30 protein-coding genes and 1 other RNA gene are annotated in these 26967 nt (G+C 69.8%); 11 read left to right on the forward strand and 20 right to left on the reverse strand.

Annotation, left to right across the window (positions count from 1 at the left end; all coding sequences use genetic code 11):
- The first annotated feature begins 6 nt into the window (after window positions 1-6).
- Together FB381_RS17615 and FB381_RS17620 are read left to right on the forward strand one after the other, a co-directional pair.
- Entirely contained in the window at window positions 7-1221 is a 1215-nt protein-coding gene (locus FB381_RS17615) for a sensor histidine kinase (protein WP_170225209.1), read from the forward strand.
- The gene (locus FB381_RS17620; protein ID WP_141781488.1) at window positions 1218-1850 is read left to right on the forward strand and encodes a response regulator; all 633 of its coding nucleotides are present in this window, start codon (window positions 1218-1220) and stop codon (window positions 1848-1850) included. The genes FB381_RS17615 and FB381_RS17620 overlap by 4 nt, the downstream gene beginning before the upstream one ends.
- Before the next feature lie 109 nt (window positions 1851-1959).
- On the opposite strand, the gene FB381_RS17625 is transcribed toward FB381_RS17620, so the two are convergent.
- The 4 genes from FB381_RS17625 to clpS all read right to left on the reverse strand — a co-directional run bounded on the left by FB381_RS17625 (window position 1960) and on the right by clpS (window position 3677).
- Window positions 1960-2235, reverse strand: a complete 276-nt coding sequence (locus FB381_RS17625; RefSeq protein ID WP_141781489.1) for a MoaD family protein — start codon at window positions 2233-2235, stop codon at window positions 1960-1962.
- A 28-nt stretch (window positions 2236-2263) separates the two neighbouring features.
- Window positions 2264-2692, reverse strand: coding sequence for a M67 family metallopeptidase (locus FB381_RS17630; RefSeq protein WP_141781490.1), 429 nt, complete (start codon window positions 2690-2692; stop codon window positions 2264-2266).
- 101 nt (window positions 2693-2793) lie between these two features.
- Window positions 2794-3384: a DUF2017 domain-containing protein gene (locus FB381_RS17635; protein WP_141781491.1), complete on the reverse strand. Its 591-nt coding sequence runs from the start codon at window positions 3382-3384 to the stop codon at window positions 2794-2796.
- Window positions 3384-3677: an ATP-dependent Clp protease adapter ClpS gene (clpS, locus tag FB381_RS17640; RefSeq protein ID WP_211352478.1), complete on the reverse strand. Its 294-nt coding sequence runs from the start codon at window positions 3675-3677 to the stop codon at window positions 3384-3386. Before clpS ends, FB381_RS17635 begins: the two co-directional genes overlap by 1 nt.
- A gap of 107 nt (window positions 3678-3784) precedes the next feature.
- Here clpS and FB381_RS17645 point away from each other — a divergent pair, with 107 nt between their 5' ends.
- From FB381_RS17645 to FB381_RS17655, 3 genes are read left to right on the forward strand one after another with little or no spacing between them, the layout of a single operon-like run.
- A complete protein-coding gene (locus FB381_RS17645) occupies window positions 3785-5077 on the forward strand; it encodes a nicotinate phosphoribosyltransferase (protein ID WP_141781493.1) in 1293 nt (430 codons plus the stop codon).
- 12 nt (window positions 5078-5089) lie between these two features.
- Complete coding sequence (locus tag FB381_RS17650) at window positions 5090-5674, forward strand: nicotinamidase (RefSeq protein WP_281285079.1); 585 nt, start codon at window positions 5090-5092, stop codon at window positions 5672-5674.
- Between the two features lie 54 nt (window positions 5675-5728).
- The gene (locus tag FB381_RS17655) at window positions 5729-6970 is read left to right on the forward strand and encodes an MFS transporter (protein WP_141781495.1); all 1242 of its coding nucleotides are present in this window, start codon (window positions 5729-5731) and stop codon (window positions 6968-6970) included.
- A 15-nt stretch (window positions 6971-6985) separates the two neighbouring features.
- Here FB381_RS17655 and FB381_RS17660 read toward each other — a convergent pair whose 3' ends face one another.
- Window positions 6986-7594, reverse strand: a complete 609-nt coding sequence (locus tag FB381_RS17660; protein ID WP_141781496.1) for a TetR/AcrR family transcriptional regulator — start codon at window positions 7592-7594, stop codon at window positions 6986-6988.
- A 60-nt stretch (window positions 7595-7654) separates the two neighbouring features.
- Here FB381_RS17660 and FB381_RS17665 point away from each other — a divergent pair, with 60 nt between their 5' ends.
- The 3 genes from FB381_RS17665 to FB381_RS17675 are packed head-to-tail and all read left to right on the forward strand — an operon-like array spanning window position 7655 to window position 10925.
- Window positions 7655-8611, forward strand: a complete 957-nt coding sequence (locus FB381_RS17665) for a patatin-like phospholipase family protein (RefSeq protein ID WP_141781497.1) — start codon at window positions 7655-7657, stop codon at window positions 8609-8611.
- A complete protein-coding gene (locus FB381_RS17670) occupies window positions 8608-10089 on the forward strand; it encodes a flavin-containing monooxygenase (protein WP_141781498.1) in 1482 nt (493 codons plus the stop codon). The genes FB381_RS17665 and FB381_RS17670 overlap by 4 nt, the downstream gene beginning before the upstream one ends.
- Window positions 10086-10925, forward strand: a complete 840-nt coding sequence (locus FB381_RS17675) for an SDR family oxidoreductase (RefSeq protein WP_141781499.1) — start codon at window positions 10086-10088, stop codon at window positions 10923-10925. Before FB381_RS17670 ends, FB381_RS17675 begins: the two co-directional genes overlap by 4 nt.
- Window positions 10926-10930: 5 nt before the next feature.
- Here FB381_RS17675 and FB381_RS17680 read toward each other — a convergent pair whose 3' ends face one another.
- Window positions 10931-11470 (reverse strand): DUF1697 domain-containing protein, encoded by a 540-nt coding sequence (locus FB381_RS17680; RefSeq protein WP_141781500.1) that lies wholly within the window; start codon window positions 11468-11470, stop codon window positions 10931-10933.
- 55 nt (window positions 11471-11525) lie between these two features.
- On the opposite strand from FB381_RS17680, the gene FB381_RS17685 reads away from it, so the two are divergent.
- Window positions 11526-11999 carry a MarR family winged helix-turn-helix transcriptional regulator gene (locus FB381_RS17685; RefSeq protein ID WP_170225210.1) on the forward strand — a complete coding sequence of 158 codons (474 nt, stop codon included), beginning with the start codon at window positions 11526-11528 and terminating at the stop codon, window positions 11997-11999.
- A 31-nt stretch (window positions 12000-12030) separates the two neighbouring features.
- Here the strand turns inward: FB381_RS17685 and FB381_RS17690 are convergent, their stop codons facing one another.
- From FB381_RS17690 to FB381_RS17710, 5 genes are all read right to left on the reverse strand, one after another.
- Window positions 12031-12762, reverse strand: a complete 732-nt coding sequence (locus FB381_RS17690; protein ID WP_141781501.1) for a copper homeostasis protein CutC — start codon at window positions 12760-12762, stop codon at window positions 12031-12033.
- Entirely contained in the window at window positions 12762-14549 is a 1788-nt protein-coding gene (locus FB381_RS17695; RefSeq protein WP_141781502.1) for a DEAD/DEAH box helicase, read from the reverse strand. The genes FB381_RS17690 and FB381_RS17695 overlap by 1 nt, the downstream gene beginning before the upstream one ends.
- 79 nt (window positions 14550-14628) lie before the next feature.
- Window positions 14629-14907: a DUF3039 domain-containing protein gene (locus tag FB381_RS17700; protein ID WP_141781503.1), complete on the reverse strand. Its 279-nt coding sequence runs from the start codon at window positions 14905-14907 to the stop codon at window positions 14629-14631.
- 53 nt (window positions 14908-14960) lie between these two features.
- Complete coding sequence (locus tag FB381_RS17705) at window positions 14961-15527, reverse strand: YqgE/AlgH family protein (protein ID WP_141781504.1); 567 nt, start codon at window positions 15525-15527, stop codon at window positions 14961-14963.
- Between the two features lie 67 nt (window positions 15528-15594).
- Window positions 15595-16125, reverse strand: a complete 531-nt coding sequence (locus FB381_RS17710) for a hypothetical protein (RefSeq protein WP_141781505.1) — start codon at window positions 16123-16125, stop codon at window positions 15595-15597.
- Between the two features lie 164 nt (window positions 16126-16289).
- On the opposite strand from FB381_RS17710, the gene FB381_RS17715 reads away from it, so the two are divergent.
- Window positions 16290-16979, forward strand: coding sequence for a TetR/AcrR family transcriptional regulator (locus FB381_RS17715; protein WP_246088170.1), 690 nt, complete (start codon window positions 16290-16292; stop codon window positions 16977-16979).
- 99 nt (window positions 16980-17078) lie between these two features.
- Here FB381_RS17715 and FB381_RS17720 read toward each other — a convergent pair whose 3' ends face one another.
- The 8 genes from FB381_RS17720 to FB381_RS17755 form a co-directional block, all read right to left on the reverse strand.
- Window positions 17079-18119: a DUF3048 domain-containing protein gene (locus FB381_RS17720; RefSeq protein WP_170225211.1), complete on the reverse strand. Its 1041-nt coding sequence runs from the start codon at window positions 18117-18119 to the stop codon at window positions 17079-17081.
- Between the two features lie 123 nt (window positions 18120-18242).
- Window positions 18243-19010: an SDR family NAD(P)-dependent oxidoreductase gene (locus FB381_RS17725; RefSeq protein WP_141781507.1), complete on the reverse strand. Its 768-nt coding sequence runs from the start codon at window positions 19008-19010 to the stop codon at window positions 18243-18245.
- Between the two features lie 101 nt (window positions 19011-19111).
- Entirely contained in the window at window positions 19112-20242 is a 1131-nt protein-coding gene (locus FB381_RS17730; protein ID WP_246088171.1) for a glycerophosphodiester phosphodiesterase, read from the reverse strand.
- A 31-nt stretch (window positions 20243-20273) separates the two neighbouring features.
- Entirely contained in the window at window positions 20274-21215 is a 942-nt protein-coding gene (locus FB381_RS17735) for a glycerophosphodiester phosphodiesterase (protein ID WP_141781509.1), read from the reverse strand.
- Between the two features lie 138 nt (window positions 21216-21353).
- Window positions 21354-21788, reverse strand: a complete 435-nt coding sequence (locus tag FB381_RS17740; RefSeq protein WP_246088172.1) for an HIT family protein — start codon at window positions 21786-21788, stop codon at window positions 21354-21356.
- On the reverse strand, window positions 21785-22612 hold the full coding sequence (locus tag FB381_RS17745) for an SseB family protein (RefSeq protein ID WP_141781510.1): 828 nt from the start codon (window positions 22610-22612) through the stop codon (window positions 21785-21787). The genes FB381_RS17740 and FB381_RS17745 overlap by 4 nt, the downstream gene beginning before the upstream one ends.
- A 36-nt stretch (window positions 22613-22648) precedes the next feature.
- A complete protein-coding gene (locus FB381_RS17750; protein ID WP_170225212.1) occupies window positions 22649-23530 on the reverse strand; it encodes a phenylalanine 4-monooxygenase in 882 nt (293 codons plus the stop codon).
- A 74-nt stretch (window positions 23531-23604) separates the two neighbouring features.
- On the reverse strand, window positions 23605-24372 hold the full coding sequence (locus FB381_RS17755; RefSeq protein WP_141781512.1) for a MerR family transcriptional regulator: 768 nt from the start codon (window positions 24370-24372) through the stop codon (window positions 23605-23607).
- Between the two features lie 222 nt (window positions 24373-24594).
- On the opposite strand from FB381_RS17755, the gene FB381_RS17760 reads away from it, so the two are divergent.
- The gene (locus FB381_RS17760) at window positions 24595-26313 is read left to right on the forward strand and encodes a CocE/NonD family hydrolase (protein WP_170225213.1); all 1719 of its coding nucleotides are present in this window, start codon (window positions 24595-24597) and stop codon (window positions 26311-26313) included.
- A 259-nt stretch (window positions 26314-26572) separates the two neighbouring features.
- Here FB381_RS17760 and ssrA read toward each other — a convergent pair.
- Window positions 26573-26943, reverse strand: a transfer-messenger RNA (tmRNA) gene (ssrA, locus tag FB381_RS17765).
- Between the last annotated feature and the right edge of the window lie 24 nt (window positions 26944-26967).

A 26967-nucleotide genomic window follows, 5' to 3' on the forward strand; every position in this document is an offset into this window, starting at 1 on the left:
GTGTCCATGACGACGGCACCCGAGCTCGAGCAGCAGTGGGACCGCAACCTCAAGGTGCTTCCGTTCGTGCTGCTCGCGCTCACCACGGTCGTCTGTTTCGCGACCTTCCCCGCGATGGGCCCGGTCGGCCCGACGACGCGGATCGTCTTCGGTGTGCTCGTGGTCGCGACCGCGGTGTGGGTCTGGCGCTGGACCTATGTCTACGCCCGACCGCATCCGGTCGGCTACACCGGACGTACGCTCCTGGTCGCCGCCCTCACCGCGCTGCACCCGCTGTTCTGCATCTTCGCCTGGATCGGTTTCCTGGACGCCTTCGACTCCTTCCGGGGCCGGTGGCGGTGGGTGGCGATGGCGGCCACCGCGCTGATCATGGCCACCGGGCAGGTCGGCGGGCCGCCGCCCTTCGACGACTGGTGGCAGATCGCGCTGTGGCCCGTGCTGTTCGTCGTGAACTTCGGGCTGGCGACGCTGATGGGGCGCTACAGCGTCCACCTCGACACCATCAGCAAGGAGCGGGCCGAGACGATCACCCGCCTGGAGAGCGCGCTCGCCGACAACGCCGAGCTGCAGGACCAGCTGCTCGCCCGGTCGAGGGAGAGCGGTGTGCGTGACGAGCGCGAGCGTCTGGCCCGCGAGATCCACGACACCATCGCGCAGTCGCTGGCCGGTGTCGTCGCCCAGCTCCAGGCCGCCGAGGGTTCCGCCGACACCGACGACGTACGCCGCCGGGTGGGTCGCGCCACCGACCTTGCCCGCACTGCGCTCGTCGAGGCACGCCGCTCGCTGCAGGACCTCTCCCCCACCGACCTGGCGACCGCGGGCATCACCGACGCGCTCTCGGCGTTGGTCACCACCTGGCGCTCCGACCACGGCGTGGACGCATCCTTCATGGTCGTCGGCGAGGCGCGAGCGCTGCACCCCGAGGTGGAGGCGACGCTGCTGCGGATCGCCCAGGAGGCCCTCGCCAACGTCGCCAAGCATGCCGACGCGCAGCGGGCCGGGGTCACGCTCACCTTCGACGAGTCCGAGGTGATCCTCGACGTACGCGACGACGGCACCGGCTTCGACCCCGGCTCGCCGCGCCGCTCGTCCGCTTTCGGCCTGGGGGTGATGCGCGACCGCGCCCAGCGCCTGACCGGCACCTTGACGTTGGAGTCCGCGCCCGGCTCCGGCACCGCCGTCTCCGCCAGCATCCCCGCACTCCCCCGAGGACCCGCATGAGCGCACCACCGATCAGGATCGTCGTCGCCGACGACCACCCCGTCGTACGCGACGGGGTGGTCGGGGTTCTCCGCGCGCAGGGTTTCGAGGTCGTCGGCCAGGCCGGCGACGGGACCGAGGCCATCGCGCTCGTCGAGGAGCTCGACCCCGACGTCCTCGTCCTCGATCTCCGGATGCCCGGCACCAGCGGGGTCGAGGTGATCGAGCGGCTCCGGGCGCGGGAGTCGCGGGCCGGCGTGCTGGTCCTGACGACCTTCGACACCGACTCCGACGTGGTCGCCGCGATCGAGGCGGGAGCGACCGGCTACCTGCTCAAGGACGCCCCGACAACAGACCTGGTCGATGCCGTGCGCGCGACCGCTGCCGGAGAGACCGTGCTCTCCCCCGCCGTCGCGACCCGGCTGGCCTCGAGGCTGCGCTCACCCGGCCCCGCGACCCAGCTGAGCCCGCGCGAGCGCGAGGTGCTCACCCTGGTCGCGCGTGGGACCACCAACCGCACCATCGCCGCAAAGCTCTTCGTCAGCGAGGCGACGGTCAAGACCCACCTGGGCCATGTCTTCGAGAAGCTCGGCGTCACAGACAGAGCTGCCGCGGTCGCACGAGCGTACGACCGCGGCATCCTGGGCTGAGAAACCGGCGACGCAGACCGTGGTACCTCGGTCTGCAGTCACTGCCTTCGCGGAGCTCCGCGAGGTCAGTGCGCGCTCACCGAGTTACCTCGGTGAGCATTCACAGCGCTCAGCATCCACCCGCTACTGCTGGGAGGACGACCACCTGGTCGCCGTCCTTCAGCTCGGCCTCGAGGCCGCCGATGAAACGTACGTCCTCGTCGTTGATGTAGACGTTGACGAAGCGGCGCAGGTCGCCGTTGTCGATGAGGCGCTCCTTGATGCCGGAGTGGTTCGCCTCGAGGTCGTCGATGAGCGCGCTCAGGGTCTTGCCCTCGGCGGTGACAGCCTTCTCACCGTCGGTGTAGGTGCGGAGGATGGTCGGGATCTTGACCTCGATGGCCATGGGTTCTCCTAGATGTCGGTGTTACGCGTCACGACAACGTCGCGACGATGCTGATTTCTTCCTCGGTGACGTTGCCGTCGACGATGCGGTAGGACCGGAACTCGACCGGGCCCTCATCGTTCGAGTGCTCGCGGGTGCTGACCAGCACGTAGTGGGCGTTGGGCTCCATCGCCAGCCCGATGTCGGTGCGGGAGGGATAGGCCTCGGTCGCGGTGTGGGAGTGGTAGACGATCACCGGCTCCTCGTCGTTCGCGTCCATCTCCTTGTAGAGCTGGAGCAGATCGGTCGAGTCGAACTCGTAGAACGTCGGGCTCCCGGCAGCGTTGACCATCTCGATGAACCGCTCCGGACGGTCCGAGCCCTCGGGCCCTGCGACGATCCCGCAGGCCTCGTCGGGGTGGTCGCGCTTGGCGTGGGCGATGATCGCGTCGTACGTCGCCTGGTCGATGGTCAGCACGGGATCAGCCTAGGCGGCACGAGCACCGCAGACCCACATGCCCGCGTGCCGGACATCGTCACGACCGTCCACGTCGATAGTGTAGCGCTCGGGGTCTTCGGCTAGGACGCAGCCCACAGAGCCTCGACGATCGTCTCCTGGAGGATCCCGACCCACTGGTAGATCCCGTAGACCTGGCCGGCCGGGTCGTCGTCGGGCAGGGAGTCCCAGAAGTCCTCGTCGTCGTCCTCGACACCGAGGCGGGTCGCCAGCGCCAGCCTGATGTCGGTGAAGGAGCGCATCCAGGCCTCGGCGTCACCGATCGAGAGCTCGACGTCGATGACCAGCCCTTCCTCGTCGAGCTCGGGCGGGAGCCCGGCCTCCTCCAGCGAGTCGATGATCGTGGAGGCGGCGCGCGCCTTGCCGTCGCGCAGCCCGCCCTCGGTGAACCGGCGGAACTCCCCGGCGGCCTCCTCGTCCTCGCCGTAGGCCGAGGGGAAGAGACGCTTGAGCACCGGGTCTTCGGGCTCGGTCGTCGGCCCGGAGAAGTCGAGCATGGCCTCGAGCGGGTCGGCACTCTCGACCGGCGCGGCGACCTCGTTGCGCAGCAGCTCGACGAGCTGGGAGGCCAGCGAGCGCAGCAGATCGGCCTCGAACCCGGAGAAGGTCGCGATGACCTGCTTGCTGCGGCGGTGGTAGCTGAAACCGCCCATCAGTCCTGCTTCTCCAGGGTCGCCCAGAGACCGTATTCGTGCATCGCCTGCACGTCGCGCTCCATCTCCTCGCGCGATCCGGAGGAGACCGCCGACTTGCCGTCCTCGTGCACCTCCATCATCAGCTTCTCCGACTTCTTCTTCGAGTAACCGAAGTACTTCTGGAAGACGAAGGTGACGTACGACATCAGATTGACCGGGTCGTTCCAGACGATGGTCACCCATGGAGTCGAGGGGGCGACGACGTCATCGACCTCCGGCTCGTCGAGCTCCACAGGACTTGGCGCGCTCATGCGTCCCATCGTGCCACGTACGTCGCGGCGGGCTCGACAGCGCACTCCATAGTCGGCACGGGCTGCGCGCGGGCGCGCGACTGCACCACCCGTGCCACGATGAACCCGTGGACTCGACAGCGGACTCGACCGCGCTCCTGACAGATCACTACGAGCTGACGATGCTCCAGGCCGCCCTGAAGGCCGGCACCGCCGAGCGTCGCGGCGTCTTCGAGCTGTTCCCCCGGCGACTCGCGGGCGGGCGCCGCTACGGCGTCGTGGCCGGGGTCGGGCGTGCGCTCGACGCGATCGAGGCGTTCCGGTTCGGCCCCGAGCAGCTGGCGGTGCTCGAGGGGGTCGTCGACGGCCCGACGCTGGAGTGGCTGGCGGGCTATCGCTTCACCGGCGACGTCTGGGGCTACGCCGAGGGCGAGACGTTCTTCCCCCAGTCGCCGCTGCTCGTGGTGGAGGCCAGCTTCGCCGAGGCAGTCGTGCTGGAGACGGTGCTGCTCTCGATCTACAACCACGACTCGGCCATCGCCACCGCGGCGTCGCGGATGACGCTCGCGGCCGGTGACCGGCCGTGCATCGAGATGGGTTCGCGCCGCACCCACGAGGCAGCGGCCGTCGCTGCGGCTCGGGCGGCCTACGTGGCCGGCTTCAGCGCCACCTCCAACCTCGCCGCCCGCGAGCTCTTCGGGGTGCCCACCACCGGCACCTCCGCGCACGCGTTCACCCTGCTGCACGACACCGAGGAGCAGGCCTTCCGCGCCCAGGTCGCCTCTCTCGGCAAGGGCACGACGCTCCTGGTGGACACCTACGACATCACCGAGGCGGTGACGAAGGCCGTCGAGATCGCCGGATCCGAGCTGGGCGCGGTGCGGATCGACTCCGGTGACCTCGGGCTCCTCGCCCACGACGTACGCCGCCAGCTCGACGACCTCGGCGCGACCGAGACCAAGATCATCGTGACCAGCGACCTGGACGAGTACGCCATCGCCGGCCTCGGCGCCAGCCCCGTCGACGGCTACGGCGTCGGCACCCAGCTGGTCACCGGATCCGGGCACCCCACCGCCGGCTTCGTCTACAAGCTGGTCGCCCGCGAGGGTGCCTCCGGCGACCTGGAGCCGGTCGCCAAGAAGAGCGCGGCCAAGGCGTCGATCGGCGGACGGAAGTATGCGCTGCGCCGCCGCAACCAGGCCGATGTCGCCGACGCCGAGGTGATCGGCATCGGCACTCCCCCGCAGGGCGACGGCAACGACCGCCCGCTGCTCACCCAGCTGGTCAAGGGCGGCGAGATCGTCGGCCGCGAGCCCCTCGACGCCGCTCGCGAGCGCCACCGGGCCTCGGTCGCCGAGCTTCCCGTCATCGCCCACTCGCTGCTGAAGGGCGATCCTGCGATCTCCACGCTCTTCCAGTGATGGCCGTCTAGGCTGGCGAGCATGACGCGTGCACTGATCGTGGTCGACGTACAGAACGACTTCTGCGAGGGCGGGTCCATGCCCGTGACCGGGGGCGCCCGGGTGGCCTACGACATCGGCCAGCTGCTCCGCGAGCGGGCGGCGAGCACGGATCCCGAGCAGACCTACGGCATCGTCGTGGCCACCAAGGACCACCACATCGACCCGGGCGACCACTTCGGCAACCCGCCCGACTTCGTCGACTCCTGGCCCGAGCACTGTGTGGTCGGCACCGAGGGCGAGTCGTTCCACCCCAACCTCGACCCGGTGAGCTTCGACGAGATCTTCCGCAAGGGCGAGCGGTCCGCGGCCTACTCCGGTTTCGAGGGCTCGGCCACCGACGGCACCACCCTGACCGACTGGCTCCGGGCGCGCGGCGTCGAGGAGGTCGACGTGTGCGGGCTGGCCACCGACCACTGCGTACGCGCCACCGCGATCGACGCTCAGGGCGCCGGTTTCCACACCCGGTTGCTCACCGATCTGGCTGCGGGAGTGGCCCCCGCGACGACCGCCTCGGCGGTCGAGGAGATGCGCTCCGCCGGAATAACGGTCTTGTGACAGATTCGGGACTATTCGGCAGATAGAAGGCGTCTTTACGTCTACTCTCTTCGGATGGCTCCGATCTCGGCGACAGCCCCACTTCGCCAACCCCACTTTCGGTGGTTCTTCGCATCCCGCTCGGTCAATCTGATCGGCAACTTCATGGCACCGGTCGCCCTGGCCTTCGCGGTCATGGAGGTCAGTGACGCCCCGATCGCGATCGGGGCGGTGCTCGCTGCCCGCACCATCCCGATGATCATCTTCATGCTGATCGGCGGCGTGCTCGCCGACCGGATGGGCCGAGCCCGCATCCTGTTCGGCTCCAACCTGGTCTCCGGCCTGAGCCAGGCAGCGGTCGCCGTGCTCGTCATCGCCGGCGTCGCCGAGCTGTGGCACCTGATCGCACTCGCCGCCCTCAACGGCGTCGTCTCCGCGGCCGGCCTGCCCGCTCAGCAGGGCATCATCCCGCTGGTCGTGCCGCGCACGATGCTGCAGGAAGCCAACGTGCTGATGTCGCTGACGAAGGCCGTCGTCGCCGTCGCCGGACCCGGCACCGCCGGGCTGCTGGTGCTCAGCATCGGCCCCGGCTGGGCGCTGGCCGTCGACGCGCTCACCTGGATCATCGCCGCGCTCCTGCTGATTCCGGTGAAGCTCGAGGGCACGGTCGTCGGCAAGGCGTCGATCGTCGGCGACCTGCGCCTGGGCTGGGACTACTTCCGCACCACGACCTGGCTGTGGTTGTGCGTCGGCGCCGCCACCCTGCTCAACGCCCTCTACGAGGGCGGGCTGCTCACCCTCGGGCCGCAGCGGGCCGAGGGCTCGTCGCTGGGCGCCGGCGGCTGGGGGCTGATCCTCACCTTCCAGGGCCTCGGGGTGCTCGCCGCGACGCTCGTCCTGATGAAGGTGCGCCTCGAGCGTCCGCTGTTCGTGGGCATGCTCGGGATGGCCCTGTTCGGCCTGCCGATCGCCGCCCTCGGGTTCTCCACCGACCTCGGGGTGCTGCTGCCCGCGGCGGCAGCCTCCGGCGCAGGCATCCAGGTCTTCAGCCTCGGCTGGCAGCTCTCGATGCAGGAGAACGTTCCGGCCGACCTGCTCTCCCGGGCGGCCTCCTACGACCAGCTCGGCACCTATATCGCCATCCCGGTCGGGCAGCTCGCGATGGGGCCGCTGGCCGCCGCGTACGGCATCGAGAGGCTGCTCGCGATCGCTGGGATCTCCTACATCGTGATCTCGCTGGCGACGCTGTTGAGCCCCGCCGTACGCCGCCTGAACCGGGTGATCGTCACCGAGCCCAACGGGGCGCCGGCGCACTAGCCGGCACCGCCCGCCTCAGCCCCGGTCGGGCACATCGGCTCGCTCCAGCAGCGACCGCAGCAGGTCGACGAGGCTGGTGACGGGCAGGTCGGGGTCGAACGCACGCTGCACGCCGAGCCCGATGCCGAGGGAGAGCAGCTGGACGGCGGCATCCTCGGCCGGTGACGGCAGCGTGAGACCGAGGTCGGTCACCTGCTGCTCGATCAGGCCGGCGACGGCCGCGGTGAGCTCGCGACGCCTGGCGGCGAGCTGCTGGTTCACGCCCGGGATACGGCGGGTGCTGGTCGCGAACTCCACCTCGAGCGCGGTCCAGCCGACGTCGCCGATGTTGGCCTCGGCCCACGCCGCGAAGGCGTCGATCCGGCCCTCGACGGAGTCGACACCCTCGACCGTGCTCGCGAGCGACAGCGCCCGCTCCTGATGGATCACGTCGAGCACGGCGAGGCCGAGCTCGTGCTTGGTCGAGAAGTTCGAGTAGACCGCGCCCTTGGAGAAGCCCGCCTCGGCGGCCACCTTGTCGAGCGAGGTGGCGTTGTAGCCGTCGGAGAGGAAGAGGCGGTGTGCGGTCTGGACGAGTCGCTCCCGCGTCTGTGCGTGCGACTCCTTGCGCGTGATCCGGCCCACGGCAGAGATCTTACCAGTTCGGCCTACCGCTGGTATCCAAATACCGTTAGTATCCGAATCATGACGCATCGACGTGCACTCGCCATCGGCTGTGGCGGCACCCTCGGGTTCGCCTGGACGGCCGTCGCCCTCCGCGCCCTCGAGGAGGCCCTCGACTGGGACGCCCGCACCGCCGACGTCCTCGTCGGCACCTCCGCGGGCTCCGAGATCGTCGCGGCCCTCGGGTCGGGGCGTACGCCGCAGGACCTGCTCGACGCCCTCGACGGTGCGCCGGGCGCCGACCCGGTCCTGGCCGCGCACGTCACCGCCCACCCCGGCAAGATGCCACCGCTGCCGGCTCCGGCGCTGCCCGCCCTCGGCCTGGTTCGTCCCGGCCTCTCCCGACGCTCGCCCTACAGCGCGCTGGCCGGGCTGCTCCCCCGCGGCCGCGGCGACGCCGGCTGGCTGCGGGCGTACGGCGACGCGCTGGCCGGCCCCGCCGGCTGGGTCGACCACCCCGCGACCTGGCTGGTCGCAGCCGACGCGGCCACCGGCGAGCGAGTCGCGTTCGGGTCCGACGGCGCCCCGGCGACGACCCTGGGCGCGGCGGCCACCGCGTCCTGGGCGATCCCCGGCTGGTTCCCGCCCGTCGAGATAGTCGGTCGGAGCTACGTCGACGGCGGCGCGGTCTCCTCCGTCTCGGCCGATCTCCTCCTCGGCCAGGCGGTCGACGAGGTCGTCGTGGTCGCGCCGATGACCACCGAGGGCGGTGTCCCCGCTCGGGGGCTCGACCGGGTCGAGCGTCTGCTGCGTTCCCAGATGACCGCCGTGCTCGACCGGGAGGTCGCGCAGCTGCGGGAGGCCGGGATCCGGGTGATCCGGATCGAGCCGGGCGCCGAGGAGCTGGCCGCCATGGGCCCCAACTTCATGGATCTGGGCCGCCGCGAGGCCACCCTCGCCGCCGCCCGCCGGTACGTCCCCGCACGCGTCGCGAGCGCGGTCTCGACAGGACCGACCATCGAAGGAGCAACCGCATGAGCGGCAACCACGAGGTCGTCGTCATCGGCGCCGGCATCTCCGGCATCGCGGCCGCGATCAAGCTGCGCGAGGCGGGCGTCGAGGACGTCGTCATCCTGGAGAAGGCCGACACGTACGGTGGCACCTGGCGGGCCAACACCTATCCGGGATGCGCCTGCGACGTACCGTCCAACCTCTACTCGTTCTCGTTCGCGCCCAACAGCGACTGGTCGCGGGTCTACGGCAACCAGCCGGAGATCCTCGACTACATCGACGGCGTCGCCCGCGACCGCGGCCTCGAGGACATCACCCGGTTCGGGATCGAGGTGCTCGGCGCGGCCTGGGACGCCGAGACCGCGACGTGGCTGCTCGAGACCAGCGACGGCGAGATCACCACGCGCTTCCTCGTGGCCGCCGCCGGACCGTGGAACGAGCCGAAGATCCCGGACGTGCCCGGTCTGGCCGACTTCCCCGGCGAGGTCTGGCACTCGGCCCGGTGGAACCACGACGTCGACCTCGACGGCAAGCGGGTCGCCGTGATCGGCACCGGCGCGTCGGCGGTCCAGTTCGTGCCCCAGATCCAGCAGCAGGTCGATGCCCTGCACCTCTTCCAGCGCACCGCCCACTGGGTGCTGCCCAAGGTCGACCACCCGGTGCCGGACGCGGAGAAGTGGGTCAAGCGCAACGTGCCCTTCTTCGAGAAGGCGCTCGGCGCGGTCGAGTACGCCGCGATGGAGACCGTCGGCCTGGCCTTCCACCGCCCCAAGCCGCTGATGCACGGGCTGCAGAAGGTCGCTCAGGCCTACCTGCGCGCCGCCGTGCGCGACCAGGAGCTGCGGGCCAAGCTGACCCCCGACTACCTGCTCGGCTGCAAGCGGATCCTCTTCTCCAACAACTACCTCCAGTCGCTGACGAAGCCCAACGTCGAGGTGCACGCGACCGGCGTCGAGCGGGTCGAGGGCGCGAGCGTGGTCGGCTCCGACGGCAGCACCGCCGAGGTCGACGCGATCATCCTCGGCACCGGCTTCCACATCCTCGACATGCCTGTCGCCGACCTCATCCGCGGAGCCGACGGACGTACGCTCGCCGAGCACTGGGCCGGCTCCCCCGAGGCCTACCAGGGCACCTCGGTCGCCGGCTTCCCCAACGCATTCGTCGTGCTCGGCCCGAGCCTCGGCACCGGTCACGGCTCGGCCTTCGCCGTGGCCGAGTCGCAGGTGGCGATGATCACCGAGGCCGTCACGACCGCCCGCTCCCAGGGCTGGACGCAGCTCGACGTGAGCCCACAGGCCCAGGCGGCGTACGTCGAGGAGGTGCAGGCCGCGCTCGCCGGCACCGCCTACAGCGGCGCGTCCTGCCACAGCTACTTCATCGACGCCAACGGTCGCAACAGCTTCTCCTGGCCGTGGTCCACCGGTGAGCTGGTCCGCCGGATCAGCCGCTTCGACCCCGCCGACTTCGAGATCACGATGGACGAGACCGTGGAGGTTTCCGCATGACGCGCTATCCGACGATCACCCTCGACGGCGCGCTCGTCGCCATCACCGGCGCCGCCCGCGGCATCGGCCTCGCCACCGCGAAGGAGTTCGTCGGCCGCGGGGCGTACGTCGCCCTCGGCGACCTCGACGAGGAGCTGGCGCAGGAGGCGGCGGCAGGCCTCGGCGAGCAGGCCAGCGGCCACCGGCTCGACGTCACCGACAAGCAGTCCTACGCCGACTTCCTCGCCGCCGCGGAGGATGCCCACAGCAGGCCGGTCGACGTCCTGGTCAACAACGCCGGCGTGATGCCCAACGGCGCATTCCTCGACCAGGAGGACCGGATCGACCGGCTGACCATGGAGGTCAACGTCCACGGCGTCATCCACGGCATGCGGCTCGCGCTGCCGACGATGATCGCGCGCGGCCACGGGCACGTCGTCAACGTCGCATCGTTGGCCGGCAAGTTCCCGCTCCAGGGCCTCGCCGTCTACAACGCCAGCAAGTACGCCGTCGTCGGGCTCAGCGCCGCCACCCGGCTCGAGCTCGACGGCACCGGCGTCTCGCTCACCACCGTGCTGCCGAGCGCCGTACGCACCGAGCTCTCCTCCGGCATCGACCTCGGTGTGCTCCCCACCGTCGACCCCGAGGACATCGCGGCCGCGGTGGTGAGGTCGGTCCATAGCCGGGCGGCCGAGATCGCCGTTCCGTCCTATGTCGGCCTCGCCGCCAACAGCGCCCCGCTCGTTCCCGAGCCGGTGATGCGGCTGCTCCGCCGCGCCGTCCACGACGACGCCGCCATCACCCGCGTCGACGGCGACGTACGCCGCACGTATCTCGACCGTATCGAGACGCAGTAGCCCGGTCAGGCCCATCTGTCGACGAGGGTGCGGATCACGTTGAGGTTGCGGTTGGTGCTGGTCGCGATGTGGCGCTCGACGACGGCGTTGCTGATCTTCGTGTCGTGGAAGCTGTCGGTGAGCAGGTGCACCGCGCGGCCGATGACGTAGACCCGCTCGCTATCCCCCGCCCGAGCGACCAGCGCGTCGCGGGCGCTGGAGTCGCTGGGCTCCTTGCACAGGAACACGAACTGTCTGCCGTCGTGCCCCGCACCGACCGCGGCGGCATCGGCGGCGATCACCGTCAGCTCGGCGGGCGTGGTGCAGATCGTCGGCACCTCGAAGAACCGGTCGGCCGCGAAGGCCTCCTCCAAGATGGCCTCCATCTCGGCCCGGTCGCCGACCGGGTGGTCGAAGCGTACGTTGCCGGTGTTGATGTAGGTCTCCACCTCGGTGCCACCGGCCCTCACGACCGCGGCGGTGATCGCCTGCTTCGGAAACTTGCGGTTGGCTCCGAGGTTGATCGCGCGCAGGAAGGCGATCCAGGTGTGCAGCTCCGATGTCATTCTCAGATAGTCTCGACCCCCTCACCGCGCCGCAACCCGATACTGGATTCCATCGATGCCCTCACCGCAGCTGCTCCCCTCCGACGAAGCGACCGCATCGGGCTCCGCGTCGGCGAAGACACTCGACCTCGCCAGCGACCTGGTCGTCCACGCCGCGCGTCTCATGCGCCTCGTGCGCCGAGAGCTCGACCTGCCGGCCAGCGTCCGGGTGCTCACGATCCTCGACACCGCGGGTCCTCTCGGCATCACCGACCTGGCCCGCGCCGACGGCTGCTCGCAGCCGACCATGTCGGCCCAGATCGCCCAGCTCGTCGACTCCGGCCTGGTCAGCAAGGAGCCCAACCCCGCCGACGCGCGAGCCAGCCTCGTCGGGCTCACCGACGCCGGCCGGGCCGACCTGGCCGACGTGCGTGACCGCATCTCCCGGCTCATCGCCGAGCGGCTCGAGAGCCACCACCGCACCCAGGCCGACCTGGAGTCGGCCATCTCGGTGCTTCGTGACCTCGTCGAGGGCTCCGACACGATCTGACCCGTCGGCGGGCTGACGCTGCGGCGTGGCGTCAGGACAGCGCGGCGGCTGCGGCGGCGACCAGGGCCGGATCGGTGATCCAGTGGCCACCGTCGTCGGCGACGCCGAGAGCCAGACCGTTCCCGTCGGCCACCCGGCGCTTGGCGGAGAGGTGGATGCCCTCGACGCCGAGGCCCACGAGAGCCTCGATCGCATCGACGCTCACGCCGCCGCCGGCGAGCACCGCCGGACCACCGACCGCCACCATCGCAGCGATCGTCGTCGCTCCCGCGGCCGCCGTCGGCGCCCCGCCGGAGGTGAGCACCCGGTCGACCACACCGGCCAGGGCGCCGATCGCCGCGACCGGGTCGGCGGAGCGGTCGACGGCCCGGTGGAACGTCACCGTCGCACCGTACGCCGCCGCCTGATCGGCCAGCCGGCCGATCAGCTCGAGGTCGGGCTCCCCGTGGCTCGTCAGCGCACCGACGACCACGCCGTCGGCGCCCGCCTCGAGCACCGTCTCGACCTCACGGGCGTAGAGACGCTGCTCCTCGGCGGAGTAGCAGAAGCCACCCGGCCGCGGCCGGACGAGCACGTGCACGCCCTGCCAACCCTCGTCGGAGTCGACGCCTCCGGCCTCGTCGAGCACTGCCTCGAGAAGCCCCTGCGACGGGGTGATGCCGCCGACCTCCAGGGCCGAGCAAAGCTCGAGCCGGGTCGCTCCGCCCGCACGCGCGGCACGGGCTCCCTCGACCGAGGTGACGGCGATCTCGAGAGCGGTCATCAGGCCGAGCCGCGGGCGGCCCACTCACGCAACGTGTCGATCCGCGAGCGGAGCTGCTCGGCGTTGGCGACCGCCGCGGGCGGCCCGCCGCACTCCTTGCGGAGCCGGTTGTGGGTGACGCCGTGGGGCGCCTTGGTGCGGTGGTGCCAGGCGGCGACCAGGCCGTTGAGCTCGCGGCGAAGCACCGCGAGCTGCTCGTGGGCGGCGACCGCGGCGACAGGTTCGTCGGCGGCTACCGGCGCCGAGGTCGAGGTCGTCTTCTGCTTGCGCGCCCGGTCGCTCTGCCGCTGCTGGAGCAGCGTCTTCATCTGGTCGGTGTCGAGCAGGCCGGGGATGCCGAGGAAGTCCATCTCCTCCTCGGAGCCGACCTGCACCTCGCCGGAGTGGCCGAACTCGCCACCGTCGAAGAGCACCCTGTCGAAGCGCGCCTCGGACCCCATGGCCTCCCAGGCGCCGAGCTCCTCCTCGGAGGCGCCCTCCTCGGCGTTGGCCGCCGCCATCAGCGCGTCCTCGGCGGCGAAGATGTCGTCCTCGCTGGTGATCTTCTTGCCCAGCACATGGTCGCGCTGGAGCTCCAGCTCGGAGGCGAAGCCGAGCAGGTTGGGCACCGACGGCAAGAAGACCGACGCCGACTCACCACGGGTGCGAGCACGCACGAAACGGCCCACCGCCTGGGCGAAGAACAGCGGCGTCGAGGTGGTCGTCGCGTAGACGCCGACCGCCAGCCGGGGCACGTCGACACCCTCGGAGACCATCCGCACCGCGACCATCCAGCGGTCGTCGGACTCGGAGAACTTGGCGATCTTCTTCGAGCCGGCCTTCTCGTCGGAGAGCACCACGGTGGCGCTCTGGCCGGTGATCGCCTTCAGCGTCTTGGCGTAGGAGCGTGCCGAGTCCTGGTCGGTGGCGATGACGAGCCCGCCCGCGTCGGGCACGTGGCGGCGCACCTCCGTCAGCCGCTTGTCGGCGGCCGCGAGCACCGACGGGATCCAGGATCCGGCCGGGTCGAGGGCGGTGCGCAGCGCCTGGGAGGTCAGGTCCTTTGTCAGCGGCTCGCCGAGGTGCACGGCGATCTCGTCGCCCGCCCGGGTGCGCCACTGCATCTGGCCGGAGTAGGCCATGAACAGCACCGGGCGCACGACCTGGTCGCGCAGCGCCTCCGCGTAGCCGTAGGTGTAGTCGGCCGCCGAGCGCGGGATGCCGTCCTCGCCGGGCGCGTAGGTGACGAACGGGATCGGGTTGGTGTCGGAGCGGAACGGGGTGCCGGTCAGCGCCAGCCGCCTCGCCGCGGGCTCGAAGGCCTCCCGCACGCCCTCACCCCACGAGAGCGCGTCGCCGGCGTGGTGGACCTCGTCGAGGATGACGAGCGTCTTGAACCGCTCGGTGCGGATCCGCATCGCCAGCGGGTTGACCGCGACCCCGGCGTACGTCACCGCGATCCCGACGTAGTCGGCCGAGGTCTTACCCTGCCCGGCGGAGTAGGTCGGGTCGATCGGGATCCCCGCACGCGCCGCGGCCTCGGCCCACTGGGTCTTGAGGTGCTCGGTCGGCGCGACGATGATGATCCGGTCGACCAGCCGGCGGCCGAGGAGCTCGGCGGCGACGGTCAGCGCGAAGGTCGTCTTCCCGGCGCCTGGCGTGGCCACGGCGAGGAAGTCACGAGGCTGGTCGGCCAGGTAGCGAGACAGCGCCTCCTGCTGCCAGGCGCGCAGCTTGGTCGCCGTTCCCCAGGCAGCCTTGTTGGGCCAAGCCGGTGTGAGCGCGCCGGGAAGGTCAGCCCGACTCACTTCGCCTCGTCCGATGCGCAAGCGCCGGAGTACGCACGCGGCGACCTCGTGACCTGAGTGCTCGTTCGCCGACGCTCACTCACTCGTCGCCCTCGCCATCGCCGCCGCTCGGCATCTCCCCGAAGATCTCCTTGCAGTCGGGGCAGACCGGGAACTTCGAACCGTCGCGGCTCGGCACCCAGACCTTGCCGCACAACGCGACCACCGGGGTGCCCATGACCATCGCCTCGGTCAGCTTGTCCTTCTCCACGTAATGGGAGTAACGATCGTGGTCACCCTCCTCGGTGGGGACGCCCTGCTCGGATGCGTCCTCCCGTTCCTTGACGGCTTCTTTCGTGCCGAATCCCAGGATGCCCATATGCCTCATGCTACCTGGGGCCGATCGTGATCGTGCGAGCGGAGGCGAGCGATTCAGTTGAGCTCGGGGTCGGCCGGGCGCGTGGCATGGAAGGCCAGCTCACCTGGCTGGCGGCGAAGCACCGCACCCCACATCGTGCTGACGTCGTCGAGGAAGGCGTCATACGGCTCGCCGTCGACGACATACCAGGACCCCTCCTCGACCTCGCCCTCCAGCTGGGCAGCACCCCACCCTGCGTAGCCGGCGAAGATGCGCAGCCGCGACAGAGTGCCGTCGACGAGCTCGACGGGCGTGTCGAGGTCGAGCAGGCCCAGCCGGCCGACCACCGCCCGAAAGCCCAGCGGCGGGTCGTCGGAGTCGACGAGCAGGGCGACCGCGATCGCGGCGTCCTTGCCCACCGGGCCGCCCTCGAAAAGCACGTCGGGGTCGGCGACCGATGGCGCCCACGGATGCAGCACCTCGGCGACCGGCACCGGCGAGGGGCGGTTGAGCACCACCCCGAGCGCGCCGTCGTCGTTGGCCTCGATGACGAGCACGACGGTGTCGACGAAGTTGGGGTCGCGAAGCTCGGGGGTGGCCACCAGCAGCCGCCCCGGGCGTACGTCGTTCTCCTCCGTCATGACGTCATGATCGCATCACCCGAGGCGGCAGCTCCGCAACAGAGATCTCGGGTATGCCGCGTGAAGATCAGGCCACGGCGAGCGCGGACCGGAACCGGTCGACGAGGCCGCCGAAGCGGCGCCGCTCGACGATCTCGGGGGCCGGCACGTACTCCGCCCGGGCGCGCAGCTCGATCATCGAGCCGAGCGCGACGCACTGCGGATCGGCGAACGAGCCCTTGCCGGACATGACCGCGAGCACCTGATGCTCCTTGGCCTGCGCCCTGGCCAACGAGGCGGCCATCGTCTCGTCGACCGGGAGCGCGTGGTAGCGGTCGAGGACCGCACGGATGCCGGGAAGGTCGTCGGCGGCGCCGTGCCAGGCGTCGACGACGGCGTCCTCGAGGTTCATCGGCTGGGTGGCGAGCTCGGTCTCGATCCGACCTGAGAGGCGGGTGTGCCAGCGCAGGTGGAGGGCGGCGAGCAGGTCGAGCTCGCCGGCGAAGGTCTCGGCGACACCGGGAAGATCCATAGGCAGCAGGCCGTCACGACGCTCGTCGACGGCGACAACCACATCACGGAGGATCTCCCCGCGCTTGTGATGCCTGGTCCAGCTCATTGTCGGCTCCTTGCGGAAGGTTGGTTCACACTCACATACCGTGAGTACGTACCAAGAGTACGACCCATACTCACAGTATGCCAACTACCTCGGGCTGAACGGTTCGCAACATCTCGATGCCCGGTGTGATGCCCTCCACACCGAGCGCGGATAGAGTGGGGTGCGTGGCAAAGTCGTCCGTGAGCAAGCTCGTCCCCAAGGTCCCCCCGCTTCCGTCGGTGCCCGGGATGTCACGGAGGCAGCAGTTCTCCGCCTCGACCAAGAAGACGCTCATCGAGGTCGCCGAGCAGCTCTTCACCGAGCACGGCTACGCCAGCACGTCGCTCGACGCGATCGTCGCCGGCGCCGAGGTCACCAAGGGCGCGCTCTACCACCACTTCAGCGGCAAGCAGGCCCTCTTCGAGGTCGTCTTCGAGAAGGTCGAGGCCGCGACCGCCAAGAGCATCGACGGCGCCATGCGCGAGTCGAAGGACCCCTGGGAGCAGGCCCGCGCCGGGCTGCGTACGTTCCTCGAGGCCGTGCAGGAGCCCACCTACCGCCGCATCGTCGTGCAGGAGGGGCCCGCCGTGCTGGGCTACCAGCGCTACCGCGAGCAGGAGGAGCGCTCCACCTTCACCGTCGTCGAAGACATCGTCGCCGCGGTGCTGCGCGCCGGCGACCGAAGCGTCAGCGATGCGATGGTCGCCACCTTCGCCCGCCTCTTCTTCGGCGCGATGTCGGCCGCCGGTGAGTCGGTGACAGAGTCCGGCGACCCCGAGGAGGCCGCCGAACGCGTCGAGCTCGCGGTCACCTATCTCCTCGCCGGCGTGCAGACCCTGGCCCAGCAGGACGTCAAGGTCGAAGACATGCGCTGAGCCGAGTCGGCTCATCCTGACCGAATTGGACGTCGAGTCGGCTCGTTCTAACGAGCCGACTCGACGTGCTTTTGTGTCAGGACGAGCCGACTCGACGGTCTACTTGACGCTGACGCTGCCGGGGTCGACCTGACCGTTGCCCTGCGGGATCAGGTCCATCCAGACCTTGCCCGGCGGGATCTCGATGGGCTTGCCCTGGGCGTCGGTGAAGGTGACCGCGCCCTTCTCGCCCTTCTTCACCCAGGTCGCCTCGACGGCCTGGCCGTCGCGCAGGATCCATGCCTTGCCGCGGCCGGTGAAGTGCGAGACCGGGACGATCGAGCCGCCCGGGTCCTTGTAGGGCGCGATGGTGGTCTTGGTCTGCGCGACCACCACCGTGTCGGCGCGGAACTGTCCGCTCTTGGACATGTAGTTGTTCTTCAGGACGTACTTGCCGCCCTTGAAGACCCAGTTGTCCGTACGCGCCGGGGAGAACCTCACGTCGACGGCCTTGGCGGGCTTGCCGCCGGCCAGCTTCGTGGAGGCATCGCCCCAGGGCAGGAAGTCGCCGGGACGCTTGGCCTTGCCGCCCTTCTCGGCAGCCTTGGCGGCCTTGCTCACCTTGCCGACCACGCTGTGCAGCTCGTCGTGGGGCTTGCTGCTGTCGCGTACGACATAGGGGGTGGACATGTCGAGCCAGGTCACACCGTGCTTCTTCAGCTGCGCGAAGGTGTAGGGCGCGGCACCGCTGGTCATGATCTTGGCGCCGGTGGGCGCCGCGATGCCGGCGTCGGTGGCCCGCATCGAGCGGACCGGACCCGCCTCCTTCGGGAGCTGGGAGTAGTAGCCCACCGCCAGCCGCGTCACGCCACCCTCGACCAGCTCCTGCACGACGATGTCGGCCTTGGCCACGCCGTACTGAGGGGCGCTGGCCGCGGTGTTGTCGATCTTGACGATGTAGACGGGGTGCTTGCGCGCCGCCGACTGCCCGTCGGGGAGCTCGACGCCGGTCAGCGGCTCGTGGTCGGGCCCGGCGGGTGCGGACGGGGACGGCTTGGAGTCCGTCGGGCCGTCATCGGAACCACAGCCGGTCAGGGCCAGGCCCGCGACGGCCAGCGTTGCCGCTGCTCGCAGCCAGAACCCCGGGCGGGACGTACGCATCATCGATCTCCATCTACATCGTGCCTGGTTCGTGCGTGGATCGTGCCTGGGAGGCACAGTTCCGAGACGAGCCTCAGACGGTAATCGTTGCACGCAACAACGCCGCGCCCGGGGTTATCCAGATCAGGCGACCGTCGCGCCGCCGTCGACGTACAGGGTCTGGCCGGTGATGTAGGACGACTCGTCGCTGGCCAGGAAGGCGGCCGCGGCCGCGATGTCGGCCGGCTCACCGACGCGCTTGACCGGGTTGGCGTCGGCCGAGAGCTTGCGGAACTCGTCGACGTCGAGGCCCAGGCGGGCCGCGGTCTGGTCGGTCATCTCGGTGGCGATGAAGCCCGGCGCGATCGCGTTCACGTTGACGCCGAAGGCACCCAGCTCGAGCGCGAGCGTGCGGGTGAAGCCCTGCACGCCGGCCTTGGCGGCGGAGTAGTTGGCCTGACCGCGGTTGCCGGTCGCCGAGGTGGAGGAGACGTTGATGATCTTGCCGTACTTCTGCTTCACGAAGACCGCCTGCGCTGCCTTCGACATCAGGAAGTGGCCCTTGAGGTGGACGCCCATGACCAGGTCCCAGTCGTCCTCGGTCATCTTGAAGAGCAGGTTGTCGCGGGTGATCCCGGCGTTGTTCATCAGGATGTGCAGACCGCCGAGCTCCTCGACGATGCGCGCCACGGCGGCCTCGGTGTCTTCGGCCTTGGCGACGTTGGCCCCGATGCCGACCGACTTGGCTCCCTCGGCCAGCGGAAGCTTGCCCGCGGCCTCGACGGCGGCGGCCTCGTCGAGGTCGATGATCGCGACGGAGGCTCCCTCCTCGGCGAAACGCGTGGCGACCCCGAAACCGATCCCGCGTGCTGCACCGGTGATGACTGCGACCCGACCGTCGAAACGACCCATGACCAAACTCCTTCGTGTGACTCAGGCTCTGTGACTCAGCCGACGATGACGTACGGCCCCCGCCGACTGTAGCGAGGGCCGTACGTCAGGTCGCGAGGTGTCTACCGATTGGCGGCGACCCACGCGTCGCGGGCGGCGACGCCGAGGTCGGGCTGGTCGGTGAAGAACGCGTCGACACCGGCGTCGAGATACGGGCCGACCTCGCAGCCGAGGTCACCGATCGCGATCGGGTCGGTGCCCTTGCGGCACTCGGCCGGGAGGTTCTTGTTCTCGGCGCGCATCGTCCAGATGACGGTCGGCAGCCCGATGCGCTCGGCGCGGGCGGCGAGGTCGGTCGGCTCCCCCAGCGTCGCGTCGGCATTGCGCGGGATGACGTAGTACTTGTAGGGCGCGACCTGGTCGGCGTACTTCTTGATGCTTCGCAGGCCCTTGTCGGTGACCAGGTCGTCGTTGGTCACGCCCGTCCCGGCTACCACCTGGTCGTAGGGCGCGCCGCCGAAGTCGATCAGCTGCACCAGTGGGGTGTTCACCATCCGGTTGAGATCTTTGAGGTTGCTGATCTCGAAGGACTGGACGACCGCGGCGGCATGCTTGCCGGCGAGGCCGTGGCGCCGCAGGCTCTTCGCGAGCGGCTCCTCCAGCGAGAGGCCGATGGAGTCGAAGTACGTCGGGTGCTTGGTCTCCGGGGCGACCCCGATCGTGCGTCCGGTCTCGGCCTCCTTGGCCTCGACCAGGTCGAGCACCTCCTCGAAGGTCGGCACCTCGAAGAGACCGTCGTAGGCGGTGTTGTCAGGGCGGTCGCCGGGGATGCGCTCCTTGGCCCGCAGCGTCTTCAGCTCGGCGAGCGTGAAGTCCTCGGTGAACCAGCCGGTCAGCGCCTTGCCGTCGATGGTCTTGGTCGTCTTCCGGCCCGCGAACTCAGGACGGTCGGCGACGTCGGTGGTGCCCGAGATCTCGTTCTCGTGGCGGGTGACGAGCACACCGTCCTTGGTGGAGACGACGTCGGGCTCGACGAAGTCGGCGCCCTGCTGGATGGCCAGCTCATAGGACGCCAGCGTGTGCTCGGGCCGGTAGCCGGAGGCGCCACGGTGGCCGAAGACGACCGGTTCGGCGTGCTTGTGCTTGGCCGCCTGGACGGCGGTCATGGTGGTGGACGCCGCGGAGGCGGGGGTCGAGACCAGGACGGTCCCTGCGGTGAGCGCCGCGGCGGCGGTGAGCGTGAGAGCACGCATGCGAGTGGGGTTCAACGTGGTCATGCGGCGATCACACCGGCTCTGGGAGACCCCCGGCCCGTGGTGCGGTGAACGAGGAATGACGTTTCGACGCCCGGCCTTCGGCTATCACTTCGCGGAGCACGTCCGGGTGGTTGGTGATGACGCCGTCGACGCCACGGTCGAGCACCCTGCGCATCGCTGCGGCGTCGTCGACGGTCCAGGCGTGGATGTGCATGCCGAGCCGGTGCACCCGGGCAACGTAGGAGGCGTCGACGGCGCTGTGGGTGGGGTTGATCTCGTCTGCCCAGGTGTAGTCGTCCAGGGCGGTGTAGGCAGGCTTGCCGAGCAGGCCGACCGGCACCTCGGGCTGAATCTTCTTGTAGGTCTTCATCGAGCCGAAGTCGAAGCTCTGCACCGCGATCCGTCCGGTCGCCACCGCCGTGCGCACGAAGCCGGGGAGGGAGTCGAACGTCGCGGCGACCGCCTTCTCGATGCCCGGGTAGAGCGCCGGAGACTTGAGCTCCATCCTGATCCCGGACGGGGAGAGCCCCACGGCCACGATCATCTCCTTGAGCGTCGGCACCCGGGCTCCGGCGTACTTCTTGCTGAACCAGGAGCCGGCGTCGAGGGTCTTGATCTCGGCGAGGGTGAAGTCCCTGACGTTCCACGGCGAGCGACCGGGGAAGCGCTGCTCGACGTCGGTCGTACGCGCCAGGGTGGTGTCGTGGATCAGGACGAGCTTGCCGTCCTTGGTGGCCTGCACGTCCGACTCGATCCAGTCGGCGCGCTGCCTGATCCCGAGCGCGAAGGCGGCGAGGGTGTTCTCCGGGGCGTAGGCGCTCGCCCCGCGGTGAGCGGTCACCGCGATGTCGACGGAACGATGGGCCTCGGCGGCGTTGACCGCTGCCGGGGCGATCATCGTGCCTGCGGCCAGCGCCACGCCGGCCAGAGCTGAGGTGAAGATTTTCGACGCGACTGACGACAGCGACATTGCGCACTCCCGAGATCAGTGGATGACGACTGATCCCGAGCGTGGCGATCCCCGCCGACGCTGCCTCGACGGACTGATGGCCGGTTTCGTACGCCTGGGTGAACTCAGCCCGGACTCAGCCCGGGCTCATCCGCAGTCTCAGCCCAGGACGGCGCGAAGTCGGTCGGCGTACTCCTGCTGTTCGCCGACGGAGTACTTGTGACGCGGCCAGAAGAAGCCCTTGAGCCCGTCGCCGCGGCGACGCGGGACGACGTGCAGGTGAAGATGCGGCACCGACTGGCTGACCACGTTGTTGATCGCCACGAAGCTGCCCTGCGCGTCGAGGCCGTCGACCACGGCGGCAGCGAGACGCTGCGAGTTGGCCACGAAGCGTTCGTGCAGTTCGGGCGGGAGATCCAGAAGGGTCTCGAGGTGCTGGCGGGGCACCATCAGGATGTGGCCCTTCTGCACCGGACGGTGATCGAGGAAGGCCACGAAGTCGTCGTCGCTGAGCACCACCTCGGCCTCGAGCTCACCAGCGATCACCTGGCAGAAGACACAGCTCACATCGTTCGCTCGCTGTGGTTCGCTCACGACTCCTCTCCCCACGAGAGCGTCGCGACCACCAGGTCGACGGTGGGCAGGGCCAGGTCGATGAGCTCGCGGCGCGGGAAGGAGTAGACCAGCCGCGACTCGTAGTGCCGGTCGGGCGAGGCCACCCAGCGCTGTCCCACCGTGGTCATGTCGGTCTGCATCGGGTGACGCACCAGGCCGAACGGCGCGGGCCGGTCGAGCGCGACCGCAAGCCCTGCCGGGCGCCGGCCGACCCGCTGCAGCCAGTAGGCCAGGAAAGCGGCCCCTTGCTCGACCGCTGTCTCCTTGGCAGTGGTCATCCACTGCGCCCACTCGGGCTGCTCGCTCTTGGTGCGCTGCACCTTCGGAAGCACCTTGGCGGCCAGGTCGGCGAGCTGGTAGTCGCGTACGTCCTCGTCGGACATGTCCACGACATACCACTCCTGCGCCTTCGGCAGCCGCAGGTCGACGTGCGGCTTGGGCCCGAGCGCCTTGAGCACGTCCGTGACGCTCACCCGGAGCCTCGCGGGCCCCTCGGGGTCGAAGGTGACGTGGGCGATCTCCTCGAGGTTGGCGGCGAGGAAGTCACGCACCCCGGCGGCATCGCGCAGCTGCGATCGTCGCCGAGCGTCCTTCGCCACGAACGCATCCAACTTCTCCTGCGAGGAGAAGAGCATCGCCTCGTACGGAGGCCGGTCGCCGTGATCCCCGGGAAAGACCCGGATCCGGGCCTCGTCGAGCTGGGGAACGACGACCTGCCCCGTACGCAGCGCGGCACCGACCGCGTCGACGTCGGCGGCGGCAAGCGCCGCCTCCAGCGCGCGGTTTCGGTAGCCGTCGATCATCTCCCGAGGCTAACGCCCGGGAGCGGCCGGGTCGGGCTAGGCGGCTCCGAGACGCTGTGGCGTGTCGTCGTCGCAGGTCGCGAAGAAGTTGCCGACCTCGTCGACCATGTGACTGAACGACTCCGCGGCGAAGAGCACCGGCTGATAATGGGTGATGTCGTAGTCGACCGTCGCCATCTGCGCGAAGTCGATCGGACGCACCTCCACCTCGTGCATCTCCTCGATCTCGCCGTAGGAGGACAGCAGCCCGGCACCGTACGCCTTGAGCTCGCCCTGCTCGTGGAGCACCCCGAACTCGATGGTGAACCAGAAGACGTCGGCGACGGCCTGGAGCGCCTCCCGGGTCTGCACCCGTCGCGCCGCGGCGCCGGCGAGGCGCTTGACCTCGGCCACCTGCGGGTCGGCCAGCAGGTTTCCGTGGCCGATCACCTCGTGGATGATGTCGGGCTCAGGGGTGTAGAGCGGCACCGCGTGGTGGCGCAGATACTGCGTCGAGTGGAACTGCCGATCGGCGAGGGATCCGTAGAACTCCTCCAACGGCACGATGCCCGCGGCCGGCACATACTCGAACCCGGTCAGCGCCTTCAGCCCGGCGCTCACCTCGTCGAGCTGCGGCACCCGGTCTGTCGGCAGGTTCAGAGCCTCGACCGCGGCCAGGTAGTTGCGGCAGGCATACTTCGCGTGCAGCGGCGCGATCTCACGAGAGACCGTGCGCCAGATCTCGTTCTCCGTCTCGGTGTAGTCGATCCGGGGCACACTCTCCCCCGGCTTCCAACCGAGCGCCGCGCCAGCGATCTCGCTGCGTCGAGCCCGGTAGTCCTGGTCTGCGAACCCGGGGTGGTTGTCCCCCAGATGCACCTCGACCTGCCCATCCTCGCCCACGGTGACGGGTGAGTAGAGCTGTCCTTCCTCGAACATCTTTACCTCCATGTGACGTACGCCTCACCACCCTATCGCCCGTGCGGTCGTGGTCATCCGGCGATGTCACCCCGCTACCGCAAATCTTTCGGCTCACCCGTTGAAGAAGCCGGATCCGGACGCTCATGGAGGAGCACGCCCAACCGGGCCATCACGTCGACCTGCGCCGGGTTGTAGATGTCGGCGAGCGCCCGCTGGACGTTTCTCGACGCGGTCCGCTCGCCCTGCGGGGAGTCGGCCGGGGCGGTGACGAGGCCCGGGTGCTGCCGGTAGAGCGCATGCACGAACGGCACCAGACGTTCGGCCAGATCGGCACGGGCCTCCTCGTCGGCCTCCGCCGGCAGGTCCTCGAACTCCTGGCCGACCGGGTCGACCACGGGATCCCGGGCCAGGCCGGCGTACGCCTCCATCCCGCGTGGCCCGAGCACGCGACCGAGCACCGTGAGGAACGAGCGGTCATCCTCGGAGATCGGGGTGTCGGTCAGAGCGGTCGCGAGCTCGAGCGGCAGCTCGGTCGGCGCCGACCGCTGCAGGATGTAGCCGAGCTCGATCCTGGCCCGCTGCAACCGCTCGATGGTCGCCGCGAGCTCTGCGTCGAGCGTGCGCAGCGCCTCCTCCGGATGCCCGTCACTGTCGCCCATCTCGGCGATCTGAGGGAGCGAGAAGCCGAGGTCGACCAGGCGCTTGATCCGCAGGAGACGCACCAGATGGGCGACCCCGTACTGCTTGTAGCCGTTGGCCCGCCGCTCGGGCTCGGCGAGGAGCCCGACCTCGTGGTAATGCCGAACCGCCCGCAGGCTGGTGCCCGCCAGCTCGGCGATCTCGCGTGTGCTCCACGCCATCGTGGTCCTCCCGGTCCAGGCCTGGCCGGCCGCGTCCGCGGCGACCCACCTATTCGAAACCATGCCGCAGCGGCATGGTCAACCAGGTTGCGGATGTGATTCAGGTCACCATCACGAGCACTTGAGTGTGCCGTAACGGCACAGCATCTGCTGGATACGGCACGGCACCACGTACGACGCCGCGACGACCACCGAGACCCATCTTTCGCACCGGGAGAGACAGTGAAACCTCACCGCACTGCCACGATCACCGCAGCAGCCACATCCGTCCTCGCGTTGCTGGCCGCGCCCATGCTGACCGGCGCAGCCGGCGCCGCCGCCCACGCCGCGACGGAGCCCGCTCGCGCCCCGGCCGACGGCGGCATCACCCACGCGGAGAACGACCGAGTGCCCGAGGGGGCCGCGTGGACGGAGCACTACTTCCCGTCCTCAGACGGCTCGAAGACAGAGCTGCACGCCGACGTGATGCTGCCGGAGGACCTGCCCGCCGGGACCAAGGTGCCCGTGATCCTCTCGGTCGGCGCCTACTTCGGCCACTCCGGGCAACTGGCCGAGGAGGGCTGGAAGACGGCCGGCCCCTCCGACCGGTTCCAGGACCTGGCCGAGGGCGGCAAGCTCTTCGACCGCGGCTACGCGCTCGTCCAGGTGGACCTGCGCGGTTTCGGCGGCTCCACCGGCTGCCTCGACTTCATGGGCAAGGGCGAGCAGGCCGACGTGAAGGCAGCCGTCGACTGGGCCGCGTCGCAGTCGTGGTCGACGGGCGCGGTGGGCATGTACGGCAAGTCGTACGACGCCATCACCGGCCTCGTCGGCAACAACCTCGGCCCGGACGGGCTCGAGGCCGTCGTGGCCCAGGAGCCGGCCTGGGACATGTATGACCTCGTCCGCTCCAACCGCGTCGCGAAGCTCAGCGGGGTGCTCGCGCCCAACACCTACAACCAGATCGCCCAGCTGCCGCAACTGTCCGACGACACCGAGCGCTACCGCAAGAACGCGGCCTACGAGCAGCAGCACCCCGAGTGCGTCGCCTACAACACCGACAACAACCTGAGCTCCGACCCGGAGTCGAAGTACTGGCGGCAACGTGACCTCGCCGAGCAGGCCAAGGGCAGCGACACCCCGCTGTTCGTGACCCAGGGTTTCATCGAGTCGAACACCAAGCCCGAGTCGATGCAGGAGTACCTGGACAACCACGAGGGCGTCGAGCGCGGCTGGCTCGGGCAGTGGGATCACGTACGCGGCAACGAGCGCGACCAGGACGGCAGGCTCCAGATGGGGCGCCAGGGCTGGTTCGAGGAGGTGATGTCGTTCTACGACGAGCATCTCAAGGGCACCGAGCCGACGACCCACCACCCGAGCTTCGCCGTCCAGGACAGCCACGGCGCCTGGCGCGCGCAGGACACCTGGCCCGCCCGAACCGTCTCGGACGAGGTGGCACTGCGCGACGGCTCCTACGTCGACAGCGGCGCGCCGGGCCGCAAGCAGAGCCACACCACCTGGTCGGAGCCGGTCCCTGCCGACGTACGTCTCACCGGGACGCCGCGCCTGCACCTGACCAACGACGGGGTCGGCAACCTGATGGTCAAGCTCTACGACGTGGCACCCGACGGGTCCTCGGTGATGTTCGACGAGCAGGTCTCCCTCGTGGACACCGCCGGGAAGCTCTCCCTGGACCTGAAGTCGACGGACTGGACCCTCCCGAAGGGACACTCCCTCGCTGTCGAGATCGGCACGATCTACGACGGCGCCTGGGTCGACACTCCGACCGGGAGCCGGATCACCACGACCGATGCCCGCCTCACCCTCGCCGTCGAGGACCCTGCCGACGACACCCCCACCGCCGGCAAGAAGGCGCCCTACCTCGACACCTACCGCCAGATCTACGCCAAGGACCTGACCCCCGGAACCCCCACCTTCACCGTCCCCACCCCCGACCGCTGATCCGGCCACACCACCCCGCCGAACGTGGGCCGACACGCCGATGCACCGGCATGTCGGCCCACGTACGGAGCCGCTTGTGGCCCCACCTCCCGCGGCACACCAGCCACGCACAACTAAGGGGTGCGGGGATATCCCCGCCGCGACGCGAAGCGTCGCCACAGGGGTGCGGGTGGCGAAGCCCCCGCCACCGCGCGAAGCGCGGACAAATGACGAGAGCGACGCGGCTCGCGCATTCTGCGAGCACACGTCGCCCTCGATCGAGTGGAGCTGCGGGGAATCGAACCCCGGTCCTCGAGCGCCGTGCCAGGTCTTCTCCGGGTGCAGTCTGTGGGTGGCGTTCTCTCATCCTCGGGGCTCGACGCAGACACGTCCCCGACAGGCTCAGCCGACTAGATGTCCCTCATGCCCCGTCGGCATGTGCATGAGGTGGAGTCTCCTAGATGACGCCTGGATCCGAGCCGGAGACGGATACTCGGTCAGACGCTTCGATCACCGCTCAGGCGGCGAGAGCGAAGGAACTGCGCTTAGCGTTGGCAGTTATTGGTTTCCAGCGATCGTTTACGAGATGACGCTGGCTCCTCGACCCGCTTCCCCTGGGAGCAACGTCCCAAGTCGAAACCGATCAGCCCCTCTTGAATTGTCAATGCCGGCTGG

It is taken from the genome of Nocardioides albertanoniae, assembly GCF_006716315.1.
Lineage (GTDB): Bacteria > Actinomycetota > Actinomycetes > Propionibacteriales > Nocardioidaceae > Nocardioides > Nocardioides albertanoniae.

Coding starts and splice junctions, on each gene's coding strand:
- FB381_RS17615 (WP_170225209.1), top strand. CDS start 7: ATGACGACGGCACCCGAGCTCGAGCAGCAGTGGGACCGCAACCTCAAG.
- FB381_RS17620 (WP_141781488.1), top strand. CDS start 1,218: ATGAGCGCACCACCGATCAGGATCGTCGTCGCCGACGACCACCCCGTC.
- FB381_RS17625 (WP_141781489.1), bottom strand. CDS start 2,235: ATGGCCATCGAGGTCAAGATCCCGACCATCCTCCGCACCTACACCGAC.
- FB381_RS17635 (WP_141781491.1), bottom strand. CDS start 3,384: ATGGGCGGTTTCAGCTACCACCGCCGCAGCAAGCAGGTCATCGCGACC.
- clpS (WP_211352478.1), bottom strand. CDS start 3,677: ATGAGCGCGCCAAGTCCTGTGGAGCTCGACGAGCCGGAGGTCGATGAC.
- FB381_RS17655 (WP_141781495.1), top strand. CDS start 5,729: ATGGCTCCGATCTCGGCGACAGCCCCACTTCGCCAACCCCACTTTCGG.
- FB381_RS17665 (WP_141781497.1), top strand. CDS start 7,655: ATGACGCATCGACGTGCACTCGCCATCGGCTGTGGCGGCACCCTCGGG.
- FB381_RS17670 (WP_141781498.1), top strand. CDS start 8,608: ATGAGCGGCAACCACGAGGTCGTCGTCATCGGCGCCGGCATCTCCGGC.
- FB381_RS17675 (WP_141781499.1), top strand. CDS start 10,086: ATGACGCGCTATCCGACGATCACCCTCGACGGCGCGCTCGTCGCCATC.
- FB381_RS17680 (WP_141781500.1), bottom strand. CDS start 11,470: ATGACATCGGAGCTGCACACCTGGATCGCCTTCCTGCGCGCGATCAAC.
- FB381_RS17685 (WP_170225210.1), top strand. CDS start 11,526: ATGCCCTCACCGCAGCTGCTCCCCTCCGACGAAGCGACCGCATCGGGC.
- FB381_RS17690 (WP_141781501.1), bottom strand. CDS start 12,762: ATGACCGCTCTCGAGATCGCCGTCACCTCGGTCGAGGGAGCCCGTGCC.
- FB381_RS17700 (WP_141781503.1), bottom strand. CDS start 14,907: ATGGGCATCCTGGGATTCGGCACGAAAGAAGCCGTCAAGGAACGGGAG.
- FB381_RS17705 (WP_141781504.1), bottom strand. CDS start 15,527: ATGACGGAGGAGAACGACGTACGCCCGGGGCGGCTGCTGGTGGCCACC.
- FB381_RS17710 (WP_141781505.1), bottom strand. CDS start 16,125: ATGAGCTGGACCAGGCATCACAAGCGCGGGGAGATCCTCCGTGATGTG.
- FB381_RS17720 (WP_170225211.1), bottom strand. CDS start 18,119: ATGCGTACGTCCCGCCCGGGGTTCTGGCTGCGAGCAGCGGCAACGCTG.
- FB381_RS17725 (WP_141781507.1), bottom strand. CDS start 19,010: ATGGGTCGTTTCGACGGTCGGGTCGCAGTCATCACCGGTGCAGCACGC.
- FB381_RS17730 (WP_246088171.1), bottom strand. CDS start 20,242: ATGCGTGCTCTCACGCTCACCGCCGCCGCGGCGCTCACCGCAGGGACC.
- FB381_RS17735 (WP_141781509.1), bottom strand. CDS start 21,215: ATGTCGCTGTCGTCAGTCGCGTCGAAAATCTTCACCTCAGCTCTGGCC.
- FB381_RS17745 (WP_141781510.1), bottom strand. CDS start 22,612: ATGATCGACGGCTACCGAAACCGCGCGCTGGAGGCGGCGCTTGCCGCC.
- FB381_RS17750 (WP_170225212.1), bottom strand. CDS start 23,530: ATGTTCGAGGAAGGACAGCTCTACTCACCCGTCACCGTGGGCGAGGAT.
- FB381_RS17755 (WP_141781512.1), bottom strand. CDS start 24,372: ATGGCGTGGAGCACACGCGAGATCGCCGAGCTGGCGGGCACCAGCCTG.